General features: G+C 56.6%; 12 protein-coding genes. 5 read left to right on the top strand and 7 right to left on the bottom strand.

What is annotated here, in order from left to right; genetic code table 11:
- Positions 1 to 17 precede the first annotated feature (17 nt).
- The 5 genes from WFN61_RS19190 (at position 18) to WFN61_RS19170 (ending at position 7986) form a co-directional block, all read left to right on the top strand.
- Positions 18 to 1013, top strand: coding sequence for a LacI family DNA-binding transcriptional regulator (locus tag WFN61_RS19190; RefSeq protein WP_337039102.1), 996 nt, complete (start codon positions 18 to 20; stop codon positions 1011 to 1013).
- Between the two features lie 104 nt (positions 1014 to 1117).
- Positions 1118 to 3241, top strand: a complete 2124-nt coding sequence (locus WFN61_RS19185) for an alpha-galactosidase (protein ID WP_337039101.1) — start codon at positions 1118 to 1120, stop codon at positions 3239 to 3241.
- 43 nt (positions 3242 to 3284) lie between these two features.
- Positions 3285 to 4559 carry an MFS transporter gene (locus WFN61_RS19180; protein ID WP_337039100.1) on the top strand — a complete coding sequence of 425 codons (1275 nt, stop codon included), beginning with the start codon at positions 3285 to 3287 and terminating at the stop codon, positions 4557 to 4559.
- 151 nt (positions 4560 to 4710) lie between these two features.
- Positions 4711 to 6705: a hypothetical protein gene (locus WFN61_RS19175; protein WP_337039099.1), complete on the top strand. Its 1995-nt coding sequence runs from the start codon at positions 4711 to 4713 to the stop codon at positions 6703 to 6705.
- 21 nt (positions 6706 to 6726) lie between these two features.
- Entirely contained in the window at positions 6727 to 7986 is a 1260-nt protein-coding gene (locus WFN61_RS19170; protein ID WP_144818868.1) for a hypothetical protein, read from the top strand.
- 36 nt (positions 7987 to 8022) lie between these two features.
- Here the strand turns inward: WFN61_RS19170 and rhaM are convergent, their stop codons facing one another.
- The 7 genes from rhaM to rhaD form a co-directional block, all read right to left on the bottom strand.
- Positions 8023 to 8337 (bottom strand): L-rhamnose mutarotase, encoded by a 315-nt coding sequence (gene rhaM / locus WFN61_RS19165; RefSeq protein WP_312176252.1) that lies wholly within the window; start codon positions 8335 to 8337, stop codon positions 8023 to 8025.
- Positions 8334 to 9482: a lactaldehyde reductase gene (fucO, locus tag WFN61_RS19160; RefSeq protein ID WP_337039098.1), complete on the bottom strand. Its 1149-nt coding sequence runs from the start codon at positions 9480 to 9482 to the stop codon at positions 8334 to 8336. Before fucO ends, rhaM begins: the two co-directional genes overlap by 4 nt.
- A 102-nt stretch (positions 9483 to 9584) precedes the next feature.
- Entirely contained in the window at positions 9585 to 10589 is a 1005-nt protein-coding gene (locus tag WFN61_RS19155) for an ABC transporter permease (RefSeq protein ID WP_144818862.1), read from the bottom strand.
- On the bottom strand, positions 10586 to 11590 hold the full coding sequence (locus tag WFN61_RS19150; protein WP_144818861.1) for an ABC transporter permease: 1005 nt from the start codon (positions 11588 to 11590) through the stop codon (positions 10586 to 10588). Before WFN61_RS19150 ends, WFN61_RS19155 begins: the two co-directional genes overlap by 4 nt.
- Positions 11590 to 13092 carry a sugar ABC transporter ATP-binding protein gene (locus tag WFN61_RS19145; RefSeq protein WP_337039097.1) on the bottom strand — a complete coding sequence of 501 codons (1503 nt, stop codon included), beginning with the start codon at positions 13090 to 13092 and terminating at the stop codon, positions 11590 to 11592. Before WFN61_RS19145 ends, WFN61_RS19150 begins: the two co-directional genes overlap by 1 nt.
- A gap of 101 nt (positions 13093 to 13193) precedes the next feature.
- The gene (gene rhaS / locus WFN61_RS19140; RefSeq protein WP_103821692.1) at positions 13194 to 14180 is read right to left on the bottom strand and encodes a rhamnose ABC transporter substrate-binding protein; all 987 of its coding nucleotides are present in this window, start codon (positions 14178 to 14180) and stop codon (positions 13194 to 13196) included.
- An 86-nt stretch (positions 14181 to 14266) separates the two neighbouring features.
- Positions 14267 to 15097: a rhamnulose-1-phosphate aldolase gene (gene rhaD, locus WFN61_RS19135; RefSeq protein ID WP_144818857.1), complete on the bottom strand. Its 831-nt coding sequence runs from the start codon at positions 15095 to 15097 to the stop codon at positions 14267 to 14269.
- Positions 15098 to 15122: the final 25 nt, after the last annotated feature.

Genomic DNA, 15122 nt, shown 5'->3' with positions numbered 1-15122 from the left:
GCAAGACACGGAAAAACATGTCGCTTAAAGCCATTGCCAAAGAACTGGGGCTGTCCGTTACCACCGTTAGCCGTGCACTCAACGGGTATGATGATGTCTCCAAAGAGACGCGTGCCCGGGTTGAAGCGGAAGCACAGCGCCGCGGCTATCGTCCGAATACCTTTGCCCGCCGTCTGAAGATGGGCAAAATCGACGCCGTTGGGCTGGTTTTCCCGGTGCATCCGGTTCCGCTCAATAACAGCGTATTTATGGAGATGGTCGGCGAAATTAGCCACGAGCTTGCGCGGCATGAGATTGATTTGCTGCTCATTGCCGACGACGATCTGGCCGATAAGCACAGCTATATGCGCATGGTACAGAGCCGCCGCGTGGATGCGCTGATCGTAGCCCATACGCTTGACCACGATCCGCGCCTTGAGCAGCTTCAGAGTATCGGTTTTCCCTTCCTGGCGCTGGGCCGTAGCCAGCTGCCGCAGCCGTATGCATGGTTTGACTTCGACAACTACGCCGGGATGTATCACGCCACGCGCTGGCTGATTGATAAGGGCCATCAGCGTATTGCCCTGCTGGGCGAAAATAATTCTCAGGCTTTTATCACCCAACGCCGCCAGGGCTACCTTGATGCCCTGGCCGAGGCGGGGCTGTCCAGCGAATGGCTGCGCACCATGCCGCCTTCACGGCGTGCAGGCTATACCACGACGCGGGATCTGCTCTCGCTGGCATCGCCTCCAACGGCCATTCTTACCGACTGCAATACCCACGGCGATGGGGTGGCGATGGCCCTGTCCCAGCTTGGCCGATTAACCGGCGATAATGCCGTTTCGCTGGTGGTTTACGACGGTCTGCCGCAGGACAGCATCGTGGATGTCAACGTGGCGGCGGTGATCCAGGCTACCCGTCAGGGCGTCGGCAAACAGATCGCCGACATGGTGCTGCGGTTAATTAACGGCGAGGATATCGCCCAGCTTCAGGTGCTGTGGCAGCCAGGCTTTTCTGCCGGCCAGACGGCGTAAATCTGCCGAAATTCTAAACCCGATCACAAATCCGAAACGTTTTGGTTTGTATCCGAAACGTTTCGGATCAACACTCAAGACATCCCGACGACAGGAGATGTCTGATGCATGATTCGATTTTACGACTGGAAAGCAAGTCGGTAGACGTGGTGTTGAAAACTCACCCGTTTGCTGAAATTCTTTACTGGGGCCCGCACCTTAACCACTTTTCGCCGCAGGATGCAGAGAGTTTGTCTCGCCCGGTTGCCAACGGCAGACTAGACGTTGACTCGCCGGTCACGCTGATGGCCGAGCTGGGTCACGGTCTGTTTGGAACGCCTGGCATTGAAGGCCATCGCGATGGTTTAGACAGCTCGCCAGTATTCAAAACCACACACGTGCAGCAGCAGGGGCAATCCCTCACCGTGACCGCGGAAGATGAGCATGCTGGCCTGCGTCTGGTCAGTGAGCTTGCCCTCGACGCCAGCGGCGTGCTGGTAGTACGCCACGGTTTAACCAATCTGCGGGCGCAGGCGTGGCAGGTCGATCGTCTTGCCGTCACGCTGCCCATTGCCGAGCGCGCCGGAGAGGTGATGGCCTTTCACGGACGCTGGATCCGCGAATTCCAGCCGCACCGTGTGAAGCTCGAACATGACAGCTTCGTGATTGAAAACCGTCGCGGTCGCACCTCTCATGAACACTTCCCGGCGCTAATTAGCGGTACCCAGGCATTCAGTGAAATGCACGGCGATGTGTGGGGCGTGCACCTTGGCTGGAGCGGCAATCACCGTCTGCGGGCCGAGGCCAAAACCGACGGCCGCCGCTATCTGCAGGCCGAAGCGCTCTACCTGCCGGGAGAGAGGGCTGTTGCCGAGGGGGAAACCCTCTGGACGCCGCGCCTGTATGCCAGCTACTCCGCAAACGGACTGAACGGGATGAGCCAGCAGTTCCACCGCTATCTGCGGGACAACGTTATCCGCTTCCCGGAAAATAAGCCGCGCCCGGTGCACCTCAATACCTGGGAAGGGATCTATTTCGACCACGATCCGCACTACATCATGCGGATGGCGGACGAAGCGGCAGCGCTGGGCGTGGAGCGATTTATTATCGACGACGGCTGGTTTAAAGGGCGCAACGACGACCACGCCGCGCTGGGTGACTGGTATCTTGATGAGAAAAAGTACCCCAACGGCCTGATGCCGGTGATTAACCACGTTAAAAACCTCGGCATGGAGTTCGGTATCTGGGTCGAGCCGGAGATGATCAACCCGGACTCCGATCTCTACCGGACGCACCCGGACTGGGTGCTGGCAATGCCGGGATATACGCAGCCCACTGGGCGCCATCAGTTCGTCCTCAATCTGAATATTCCGGCAGCGTTTGAGTATCTGCTGGAACGTATCTCCTGGCTGCTGGGTGAGCACCCGGTGGACTATGTGAAGTGGGACATGAACCGGGAGCTGGTGCAGCCGGGGCACAACGGCAAGGCCGCCGCCGATGCGCAAACGCGCCAGTTCTATCGCCTGCTCGATATCCTTGGCCAACGCTTCCCGCAGGTCGAGTTTGAGTCCTGCTCCTCGGGCGGAGGACGTATTGACTACGAGGTGCTGACCCGCTGCCATCGCTTCTGGGCATCCGATAACAACGACGCGCTGGAGCGTAATACCATCCAGCGCGGGATGAGCTACTTCTTCCCAACGGAGGTGATGGGCGCGCATATCGGTCATCATAAATGCCACGCCACCTTCCGCCAGCACAGCATTGCATTTCGCGGGCTGACGGCGCTGTTTGGCCACATGGGGCTGGAGCTGGATCCGCTCAGCGTCGACCAGCAGGAGCGTGAGGGCTACCGGCATTACGCCGCGCTGCACAAGCGGTGGCGCGAGGTGATCCACACGGGTACTCAGTGGCGCGTGGATATGCCGGATCCCACTACGCTGGTGCAGGGCGTCGTGAGTCAGGATCGAGGCCAGGGCTTGTTTATCGTCAGCCAGCTTCAGATGCCGGATTACACCCTGATGATGCCGCTGCGCATGCCGGGGCTGGAGGCGGGCGCGCAATACCGTATCACGCTGCTCGATCATCCTGACATTCGCTTAACCGGCGAGGGCGGACATACCATGCGCAAACTGCCTGCATGGATGGAAGCCCCGCAGACGGTAAGCGGTGAGTGGTTGATGCAGGCGGGCATTGCACTGCCGATTCTGGATCCGGAAAGCGCCATCCTGATTGGTGTCGAACGGGTGTAATGGTGATGGGCCGGGGAGCCGGCCCAGGCTGAGGATAATAATAATGAGCACAACAACCTGTACCCATAAAGACAACCCTAACTTCTGGATCTTCGGGCTGTTTTTCTTTTTCTACTTCTTCATTATGGCCACCTGCTTTCCGTTCCTGCCGATCTGGCTGTCGGATATCATCGGCCTGAATAAAACCCATACGGGGATCGTCTTCTCCTGTATTTCGCTCTCTGCCATCGCTTTCCAGCCCGTACTGGGCGTGATTTCGGACAAGCTGGGGCTGAAAAAACACATGCTGTGGATCATTGCGGTGCTGCTGTTTCTGTTCGCACCGTTTTTCCTCTACGTTTTCGCCCCGTTGTTGAAAACCAGCATCTGGCTGGGGGCATTAAGCGGCGGCCTGTACATTGGCTTTGTTTTCTCGGCGGGTTCGGGGGCTATCGAAGCCTATATTGAGCGCGTAAGCCGCAACAGCTACTTCGAATATGGCAAGGCGCGCATGTTTGGCTGCCTTGGCTGGGGACTCTGCGCTTCGACAGGTGGGATCCTGTTCGGTATCGACCCATCATACGTATTCTGGATGGGCTCGGCGGCGGCACTATTGCTGATGCTGCTGTTGATTATCGCCAAACCAAAACCAAATCAGACGGCAGAGGTGATGAACGCGCTCGGGGCCAACCAGCCGCAAATCACGGCGAAAACGGTATTTAATCTGTTCCGCCAGCGCAAAATGTGGCTGTTTATTCTCTACGTGGTGGGCGTTGCCTGCGTCTATGACGTATTCGACCAGCAGTTTGCCACCTTCTTCAAATCCTTCTTTGCTACGCCGCAGGAGGGCACCCGCGCCTTTGGTTTTGCCACCACGGCCGGGGAGATCTGCAACGCTATCATCATGTTCTGCTCGCCGTGGATCATTAACCGCATCGGGGCGAAAAACACGCTGCTGATTGCCGGGCTGATTATGGCGACGCGTATTATTGGCTCGTCGTTCGCCACAACGGTGGTTGAGGTGGTTGCCCTGAAGATGCTGCATGCGCTGGAGGTGCCGTTCCTGCTGGTAGGGGCCTTTAAATACATTACCGGTGTATTTGATACCCGTTTGTCTGCCACTATCTACCTGATTGGTTTCCAGTTTGCTAAGCAGCTCGCGGCGATATTCCTCTCCGCTTTTGCCGGGAATATGTATGACCGGATCGGCTTCCAGGATACCTACCTGATGCTGGGCTGCTTTGTACTGGCAATTACGGTGGTATCGGCGTTTACGCTGAGCGGCAGAGGGCGTACAGAGAACACCTCAGACACAACGCCGCTTCCAGCCAGGCGCTGATCGGTAAGGTGTTTTAAAAGGTAAAACCCACCAGAGGTGGGTCTTACCGATAGCATTGCAGATACGTATCCCATAATCGATTTTTGAAAGACAAAAAATAGCGGTAGCTAAAAAATACGGCGCTTTTAAAAATCATGGGAAAATGCAAAGTATGCCTGTTATTAATAATACCAATTTGACGCCAACTCATTATCCTGTCGCCGTTGTTGAGGCAAAAACGGACAGTGGTAATGAATGTTTTTTGATTGATAAAAACAAAGGGCTGGTATATCAGCTCTCAGCAGTGACAAACAGTAGTGTAAAACTAAACCCGGTCGCTTTCTCCACGGTGGAGGCAATGGGCATAAATTTTATAGATAAGATCACCCACTGTAATGCCATGGAGATAATTAAAAATCCGGACTTGATTAATACCGTTCTTAGCCAGTATAGCTTTAGTACTGCGCAGCCTAGCCGATTCCAGGCCATCACCGATTTAGGCGAGGTTGAAAAGAGCCAATATAAACAGCTATCAGACGCTGACAAAACGGCGCAGCTCCGGCTGGAGCTCCTCTCCCTCGTTGACGACGATCTGAAAGGCTCTTTTAATACGCTGTTAAAAGAGTGGGGAACCTATGGCGTTTCTGCCAGCGAGATCGACAGGGAAACCTATGCCGATTTCAAACAATTCTATGACGAAAAAATGGCAAACCACGCGGTTAAAAAGGACGACTACGCGAAACTGGATTTTGCTGCGCAAAATATCAAATCGCAGATTACCGACCCGCGCTGTTTAAATGCCAAACTGACGCCGCTGCAGCTGTTCAAGGCAGCTTATCAGCTAGGCGATATTCCGGGAGTGTCCAACTTCCGCTTTATGAACAATCCGGCCAGTAAAGAAGACGGAAAATACCGGGAGTGGATGTATCACTTTGACAACAGTAATTATGCTGCCGAGTTTAAGCTGATTACCACACGTACCGCCGGTACCGATCGGGCCAACACGGAACAGTGCCTGGCCGCGTTTCCTTATGATACCGAAAAAAGTATCCGTTTTACCCAAAACGAAGCGGCAACTAAATTCCCAACCATGGACGATCTGCAAAAAGAGTTCAGCCATATTCCGGGGGCGAGCTATGTAGTTATTCACAACCCAGACAGTACAACACCGATTGAAACGGGTATTCGTACTGAAATGATCGCGCATCACCGCTCTGCAAGCAGCCAAAACGAAACGGAATCACGCGATTCTGAATTAATGACCTTCCATGGTACCGACCGGTGCCAGCCTTTTCTTACCGCAGAAGAGCTGGACCAGGCCTCGCATCTCACGTCATTACAACGTTTTGTCTTGGGCAAATTCCGTGATGCCGATCCCCAACAGTTTGTCGCAGCATTAAAAGAACAGAAAGAGATCCTCAACGCACAAATAAGGCAAAATCTGACGGCCAATACCTTTAAACCGCTGGAAAAAATAACCGTGGCTAAATTCAGCGGGCAGCGGCTACAAATTACCAACGAGGCTTTATTCAATAAGCAGCTTACCACTTACGATAACCTACCCGAAGTTCTGGATAAGATCCCTAAACTGGATCTCTCCTCTGCCGATTTACCCGAGACGGTGCTCGCTGTCGTTCCCCTGCTAATGAACTACGATCAAAATGCCGAGTTGAAGCCCGATTGTTCCGAGAACAGGGCATTTCCAGCCAGAACCCAACTGCGGGAACGCACCAACGAACAGTTCAAGGCGCCGCTGAAACGCGATTTGCCACACATCCAGTTCAGTAACAGCCCCAATAATCTGTTGCCGATGGATAAACTGATTGATATCACCCATGACATTCAGGGCTTTTACCAAACGGCAACCCAGTCCCTCAACGCACTCAAGGCCGACCCGAAGCTGACGGCGTTGTTTGACAGCCGGGCAGAGTTGGCCCGGGAGTATGTTAGCCAATTCCCGCTGCGCGCAAGCCAGCCCGAAACCCATCAGGTGCTGTCACTATTCACCTACTATATGATTGACGATCTGGACCAGGCCGTTTCCGCCCTGCATAACTTCCGGGCCAACGTCGATAGCACCCTGTTTGACCGCATCAAAGAGCAGCAGCAGCCGCTACTGCAGCATTTCATTACCCACCGTCTGTTAAACGATCGGCTGGCAGCCTGATCCGGTTTACCTGGGGCCATCATGGCCCCTTTCTCCCCCAATAAAGAAATAACCAATATGATTAACCATAATTACCGATCCACGATCGGCCAATTTATACCGCTCCAGCAAGAGAGCAATAAACCCCGTACGGCACATCTAACCCAGGAGAGGCCAGCCGGGGAATGTATCAAAATGGATGTCGTGCCGGGTAATAGCACCAGCAGCATTGAGAAAATGACCCATCCGCTGGCAGGGTGCAGTGAAGAGGGGGGCATGTCGCCCTATATGATAGCCCTGCTTGGCGATCAAAAAGCGCTGAATTTTGCTGAAAAAGTGCTTCAGGCGCCGAGAAAACGCCTGCTGGACCAGCTGGGTATTGATGACCGAAATAAAGTCGAGCGCCATGCCCAGCTACACGCCGAACTGACGTCTCTCACTCGCTTCTATCAGCGTGATGACGCATTACAACCCAAAAGGATCGCATTAAACGGCCAGCCTTTTATTGAACAGGAGCCTACCCGACCTTACTTTGCTGGACAGAAAATCGTCACGCCAGATTTCACTCTGTACCGAGCGGAGCAAGAGCAGCAAAGAAATAATCTCTTATTGTGCAAAACGCGTGATGATAGCGCGCTCTATTTCAATCAGGCTCCGATCGCTGAGCTAAAAACGTATAACGATGATGTTTTTGCCAATGAGTCAGCGCTGCGTGCCGGCGACAATTTTTTGAATAAAACGCAATACTTCACCGCGATGGTCGAGTATTTAACCCGCTACAGCCAGGCTGGGGATATTTTGGTACAAAACTCGCTGGAAACCAGCAGCGATAGAAATACGCCTCATCTACAGTTTATTCCTGGCGATGTCCCTTTACCCCTGTTCTATCAACGCGCTCAGGCACTCACCGACGGAGAATATCAGCAGATTGACTGGTATTTACCCACCCTGGCGATGACCGTGGATAGCCGACAGCATGGCTGGCAAGCAGAGACAGAACGGGCGCAGGCAGTATGCCAGGCATTACTGACCAATCAACACATCAGTACCACTCCGGTGTTCAGAAGCCTGGGTGACGGCCTGGCAACGCTGTATTTGATCTTCAAACAGGACGGCAGCGATATGGCACCAGAACTGCTGCAGCAGGCCCCCGGCTGGCTGGAGGCCTGCGGTATTTTTATTGCCAATACGCCAAAAGCAGTAATGTTCACCGCCCAGGGCGCAGAGCAATATTATGCCTCATACGCGGTCACGGATAAGGAGCAGCTGCTGACAAGTCTGGCGCAACGCCTCAGCGACTGAGCACAAACGTTTGAACAGGAGTAGCCTGGCAACACCTCACGCCAGGTAGAACACCTCTTTCAGCTCGGCGCTTACCGGGCTGTTATCGGCGTTAGTCGGCATTACATCGCGCATATGCTTCCACCAGCGCTGGCAGACGTCGGTATTAGCGACCGCGTTCCAGCGCTCCTCAGACTCAATCTCTACGGTGGCGAACAGCAGGTTACGCGCCTTATCAAGGTAGATCGCGTAGTGATGCGCACCGTGGTCCTTCAGGACCGCCTCCAGCTCGGGCCAGATAGGCGTATGGCGGCGCTCGTACTCCTCGTGGGCGTTGGCGTTGACCTGCATCACAAAGGCTTTGCGGATCATAATGCCTCCAGATAGAGCTCACGCACCTCGTCCCGGCTGGCGGTACGTGGGTTGCAGGGGGCGCAGGGGTCGGCCAGGGCCTTGTCCAGCCAGCCTTCGATATCCTCTTTGGTCACGCCGAGCTGGCTGAAGCCGGAGGGGATACCTACCCGAGCGCTGAGATCGCGAATCGCCTGAATGGCCGTCATGCTGGCGGCTTCGTCGCTCATGCCGCGGGTATCGACCCCCATCGCCTGAGCGATGCGGGCAAAGCGCGCCACCGCGTTCGGGCGGTTAAAGTTTTCGATGATCGGCAGCAGGATGGCGTTGCAGACGCCGTGAGGCAGGTTGTGCGTCGCCCCCGGCTGGTGTGCCAGAGCGTGTACCAGGCCCAGCCCGGCGCTATTAAACGCCATCCCCGCCAGATACTGGCCGAAGGCCATCTGTTCCCGGGCCTCGATGTTTTGCCCATCGCCAACCGCTTTCGGCAGCCAAAGATTGATCAGCCGAATTGCCTCCAGCGCGTTGGCGTCGGTTAGCGGATGCGCGCCGACGGAGACAAAGGCCTCTACCGCGTGGGTCAGGGCATCCATGCCGGTGGCGGCGGTGACCGATGCCGGGATTGCCAGCATTACGCTGGCGTCGTCGACAGCGATATCCGGAATGATGTTGGCGTCGATAATCACCTCTTTTACCTGACGCGCCGAGTCGATGATCACCGCGTTACTGGTCATCTCCGCCGCGGTACCGGCGGTAGTATTAATGGCTACCAGCGGCACGCCGGGATTAACCACTTTATCGACACCGGAGTAGGCGGTTGAGGGGCCAGGGTTAGCGGTGAGGATTTTTACCGCTTTCGCGGTATCGATCGGACTACCGCCGCCGAAGGCGATGATGTAGTCACACTCCGCCGCCTGCCAGGCCGCGTAGCCCGCCTGCACCAGCTCCTCGGTGGGGTTAGGGAAGACGCTATCGAAGAGGTGGTAGGGCATCTGGTGCGCATTCAGGGCGGCAAACAGGCTGTCGAGCAGGCCCAGCTTAACCAGCTGACCGTCGGTGACAACCAGCGCCTTGCCCCACTGCTTGTTTGCTACCAGATTAACCATATCGCCAATTGCACCTGCGCCATGCAGGCTGATTTTAAGCAGTGCCAACATAAAGCTCATGATAGATCTCCGTTCATTACTGTGATTTTTTATGCCCGGCGGCGCTGCGCTTGCGCGGGCCTACAGGACCGTAGGCCGGGTAAACGTAGTGCCACCCGGCAGCTATATTCGTCTTCGCTGCACAATCCGGCGGGTGATGATCGGCAGGGAGATGACCACAATCAGCATCGCGCCGATGATGATCGACATCACGATGCCCGGCACGTTGAGCAGGCTCAGGCCAAAGGTCACCAGCCCCATCAGGAAGGCGGCGATAATCACGCCCACCATGCTGCCGGAGCCGCCAAGAATATTGACCCCACCCAGCACTGCCATAGTCACTACCGCCAGCTCCCAGCCGGTAGCGATAGTGGGGCGGGTACTGCCGAGGCGCGAGGTGAGCAGCACCGAGGCCAGTCCGGCCATCAGCCCCACCAGGGCAAAAAGCAGCAGGTTGTGACGCTTGACGTTGATGCCGGAGTACCATGCTCCAGTTGGGTTATTGCCGATGGCGTAGGTGCGGCGGCCAAAGTTAGTGCGGTGCAGCACGAACGCAAAGATGCCCGCCAGCACGATAAAGAGCGCAAACTCAAACGACAGCGCCCCCCAGACGTAACCCTGGCCGAACCAGGCGAAGCTTTCGGGATATTCGTTCAGCGCCTTATCACCTAGCAGAATATAGGTGATGCCGCGATAGAGACTCATGGTGCCGATGGTGATGACGATAGAGGAGAGATTAAACCGCGTCACCAGCAGGCCGTTAAACAGCCCGCACAGCAGACCGACGCCTAACCCCACAACCACCAGCAGCGGTGTATCCACCCCCGCCTGGGCGCAAAAGCCCATCACGGTGGAGCTGAGGGCAATGGTAGAGGCCACCGACAGGTCTATCTCCCGGGCGATAATTAGCATCGCCATCGGCAGAACGATGATCGCCTTCTCGGTGAAGTTAAAGGTGGCGTCAGAGAGGTTCCAGATATTGAGAAAGTAGGGAGAGGCGAAGGCGTTAATTAAAAACACCAGCAGCGTGACGGCGAGTAAGAAGCCCTCCCAGCACAGGAGCCGTTTCAGCAGCGGCAGCGTTGCGGGAGGGTTGCCTGGGCCGTCAGTAGTTAACATTTTACTCATGATTTCACCGCCTGTTTCTGTCGGGCCAGCGCCGCGTCGCGCAGGATCAGCCGACCTTTGCGTTTATTGCCGCGCTCATTAAGCAGAACCGCTATCACAATCACCGTGCCGGAGATGGCCATCTGCCAGAAGGGTGAGATACCGATCACCGGCAGCGCGTTGTTGATCACGCCGAGGAACAGCGCGCCAAACAAGCAGCCGAGCACGCGGCCCGTACCGCCCATGGTGCTAACCCCTCCGATTACGCAGGCGGCCACCACCTGCAGCTCAAAGCCGTTAGCGACGTCGACATAGGCCACGGCGAAGCGGGAGATCCACAGGTAGCCGCAGAACCCGGCCAGCGCGCCAGAGAGGCAGAAGCTGACGAACTGCATTTTTCCAGCGTTGATGCCGGTGTAGTAGGCTGCCGTGGCGTTGCCGCCTGCGGTATAGAGCGCCCGCCCGGTGCGGCTGTAGCGCAGGAAGTAGCCTACCAGCAGCAGCGCGGCGACGGCGCACCAGCTCAGCAGCGGCAGCCCCAGCACGCTGGCGCGCGGCAGGGCAAGGAAATCGCCGCTCATCTGGTGGGAGTTGATCCAGCCCCCGTCAGAAAGTAGAAAGATAATGCCGCGATAGATGCTCATGGTGCCGAGCGTCACCACAATCGCCGGAATGCCCATCTTCCACACCAGCAGGCCGTTGATCGCGCCCATCACCAGTCCGAGGCCGGTCGCCAGGATCAGCAGCGCCCAGACCGGAATATCAGGATGATGGAAGTTGAGCAGGGCGACGATCATCCCAGTCAGCGCCAGGTTGGCGGCCATCGACAGATCGATGCCCTTGGTCAGCAGCACCATCATCTGGCCGAGGGCGAGAATAATCAGGATCGCCGTATCGTTAAACATCTCCGCCAGGTTGCCAGGGGCGATAAACGACGGTACGCGGCTGCCGATAGCCAGCACCATCAGGACGATCACCGCGGCCAGCAGCGCCTCGCGGTTTTTAAGCAGTTGTTGCCACATTATGCTGCCTCCTGTTTCGCACCGCTGGCAGCGCTAACGATGGTCTCGGCGGTGGCTTCACCCGCCGCGTATTCGGCGACCATCCGCCCCTCATGCATCACCACGATCCGATCGGCCATGCCCATTACCTCAGGCAGCTCCGAGGAGACCATGATCACTGCCAACCCCTGGCCGACCAGCTCGGACATAAACTGATGTACGGCCGCCTTCGAGCCGATATCGATGCCTTTGGTAGGCTCATCAAGAATGATGACGTCGGGGTGCGTGGCGAGCCATTTACCGATCACCACCTTCTGCTGGTTGCCGCCGGAGAGTGTCTCCACCGGCTGTTGCCAGCTGAACGCTTTGACCTGGAGCCGTCTGGCATACTCGTCGGCGAGTCGCCACTCACGGTCGTCGTGCAGCACGCCGTTCGGATTTAGCTTGCCGAGCTGTGGCAGGCTGATGTTCTGGGCGATGGGCAGGGCAATAATGGCACCCTGCTTCTGCCGCTCCTCCGGCACGCAGACGATACCGGCCCGGATGGCATCCGCAGGCTGGTGGAACTGCACCGTTTTGCCGTTAAGCACGATGCTGCCGGAAGAGGGGCGCGACACGCCGGAAAGCGCCTGCATCAGCTCGGTACGACCTGCGCCCACCAGCCCGTAAAAGCCAAGGATCTCGCCCTTGCGCAGGGTAAAGTTGATGTGGGCAAACTCGGTGGGATGGCAGAGATCCTTCACCTCCAGCACCGTTTCGCCAGGATCGCAGGCGATCTTGGGATAGGTCTGGGTAATGGCGCGGCCTACCATCATCGCCACCATCCGCTCTTCGCTAATCTCGCTCATCGCCCCGGAGCCGACGTACACCCCGTCGCGTAGGATGGTGTAGTGATCCGCCAGCTCAAAAATCTCGTCGAATTTATGGGAGATAAACAGGATCGCCTTGCCCTCCTGCTTCAGGCGCTCAACGATCTGGTAGAACTCCAGAATCTCGTGCTGGGAGAGCGCGGCAGTAGGCTCGTCGAGGATCACTACCTGCGCATCAAAGGAGAGGGCGCGTGCAATGGCGACCATGTGGCGCTGGGCGATGCTCAGGGTTTTCAGGGTCGCATTGGGATCGATCTGCACTTCGAGGCGAGCGAGGATATCCCGGGCTTTCTGGTGCATGGCGGGCCAGTCGAGCTTTTTCAAAAAGCCCTTATAGAGGTACTGACCGACAAAAATGTTCTCCGTTACCGACAGCTCATCAAACAGCACGGTCTCCTGGTGGATCGCCGTAATGCCCACCCGATGGGCGGATTCCGGCGCGGGTAGTTGGATAGGGATCGCCTTATAGAGGATTTCACCCTCTTCAGGCTGATAGATGCCGGTCATCACTTTAACCAGCGTGGATTTGCCTGCGCCATTTTCACCAATCAGCGCGGTAACTTTGCCAGGCCAGAGGTCAAGCTGTACGTTCTCAAGAGCGCGCACGCCAGGGAACACTTTGGTGATCCCCTTGAGCTGAAGCAGTGGTGTCATGATAAGTCTCCGTATCGACGGGGGATCGTAGGCCGGATAAGCGCAGCGCCATCCGGCAGAACGGCGGTTGATGCTGGCGCTTATCTCTCCTACAAATCACATCAGAAAATTTTGGAAAACTTATCAATATTGCTGGCATCGTAGACAAACGGCTCAGACATCGCACCACTGCCGTCTGCATCCAGCTTCACCTTGCCGAGTTTGCCCATATTGGCTTCCGTTTTAGTGGCCGTGCCTTTGACCAGATCGTCCGCCAGATAGGTAGCGGCATAGCCCAGATCGATCGGGTTCCAGATAGCAAAGCTCTTGGTTGCGCCGGATTTCACCGCGCCCGCCATCTCAGACGGCAGGCCTAATCCGGTGACGTACACCTTGCCAATCTTGCCCTGATCTTTCACCGCCTGGGCGGCAGCCACGATACCTACCGAGGAGGGGGAGACGATCACCTTCAGATCCGGGTAGGTTTTCAGCAGGCCGACCGCTTCGCGGTAGCTCTTATCGGAGAGGTCATCGCCGTAGGCCACTGTCACCAGGTTGACGGAGGGGTACTTCGGCAGCACCTTTTTCATCTCTTCAATCCAGATGTTCTGGTTGGTCGAGGTTGGCGTTGCGCTGAGGATCGCCACGTCGCCTTTCTCCACGTTCAGCGCCTTCAGCGCCTCGGCGGCGAGCTTAACGTTGGTTTCCCCAATCAGCGCATTGTTGGATGGATTGAGATGGATCTGGCGACCCGCTTTCGCCACGCCGGAGTCCCACGAGACAACTTTGATCCCGCGCTGCATCGCTTTTTTCAGTACCGGCACAACGGCGTCCGGATCGTTTGCTGAGATAGCGATCGCATCTACCCCCTGAGCGATCAACCCGTTAAGCACTTCGATCTGCGCTTCCGCCGTGGTGGTGGTCGGGCCGGTATAAATGACTTTAACATCCCCTAACTCTTTAGCCGCCTCCTGGGCACCGACGTTCGCTGCCTCAAAAAAACCATTGCCGAGGGATTTTGCGACCAGGGCAATTTTGACTTCTGCTAATGCGGAACCGGACAACGCCAGAGCGGCAACGGTGAGGATCAAGCTTGTCTTTATTCTCATTGCTTTTACTCCACTGATATTGAGTGAGTTGTGTAGGGCTTGCAGGTGTGGTTTCGCCCCATCTCAATGAGCGGGGCGCGATGTTCTTATTTATAAAGCTGTAGTGCGCTGGCCATCGGGGTGACGCCAAAACGTTTACCGAGGGCAATTAACTCCTCTTGAGTGATGGTCTGCTTCATGCCGCCCATCGAGTAGACCTTCACCAGTACCTCGGCAGACTTCTCGGCGGTGTCGATCAGGCCAAAGGCTTCGTCCAGCGTTGGACCGCTGCCGAAGACGCCGTGGAACGGCCACAGCACCAGCGAGTGCCGTGACATCTGCCCTGCGGTGGCCTGGCCAATCTCATCGGTGCCGGGGACCATCCATGGCAGAATGCCAACGCCATCAGGAAACACAACCAGGCATTCGGTACTGCCTTCCCACAGTTTGCGGGTGATCACATCCGTATCGTTTTCCAACACATAGGTGAGGGCGATCAGGTTGGTGGCGTGGCAGTGCATAATCACCCGGTCTTTGCCATCGGTAGCCTTGATGCGCTCGCAGTGGGAGAGAAAGTGCGCCGGCAGCTCGGAGGTAGGAACCGCTTCATCGGTGAGCCCCCAGAGAATGTGGTAGCCCGCGCCGTCGCTGTCGACTTTAACGATCCCGAGGTTAGCTACCGGGTCGAGCTGCACGTTACGGAAAAACTTGCCGGAGCCAGTGACGATAAACGGCGTATTGGCCAGCAGCGGCATCGGCTGGCTCAGGGCGATATAGCGCGGGCTGGCGTGGAATTCGGCCGTAAACGGGGCGATATCGCCGTCGTCCAGCCGCAGGGTCAGGTTGCCGCCGTTGCGCTCGTCCCAGCCCTTCAGCCAGGCGTCAGAGGTCGCTTTGATCATCCCCTGGACGAACCATGAAGTAGTGATGGTCTGCATAGTCTTATAGTTCCTTTGAAAATGC

Origin of the sequence: Pseudescherichia sp. AS216, from assembly GCF_037152055.1 — a bacterium.
Lineage (GTDB): Bacteria > Pseudomonadota > Gammaproteobacteria > Enterobacterales > Enterobacteriaceae > Pseudescherichia.
This window is presented reverse-complemented; position numbering and strand designations above follow the sequence as displayed.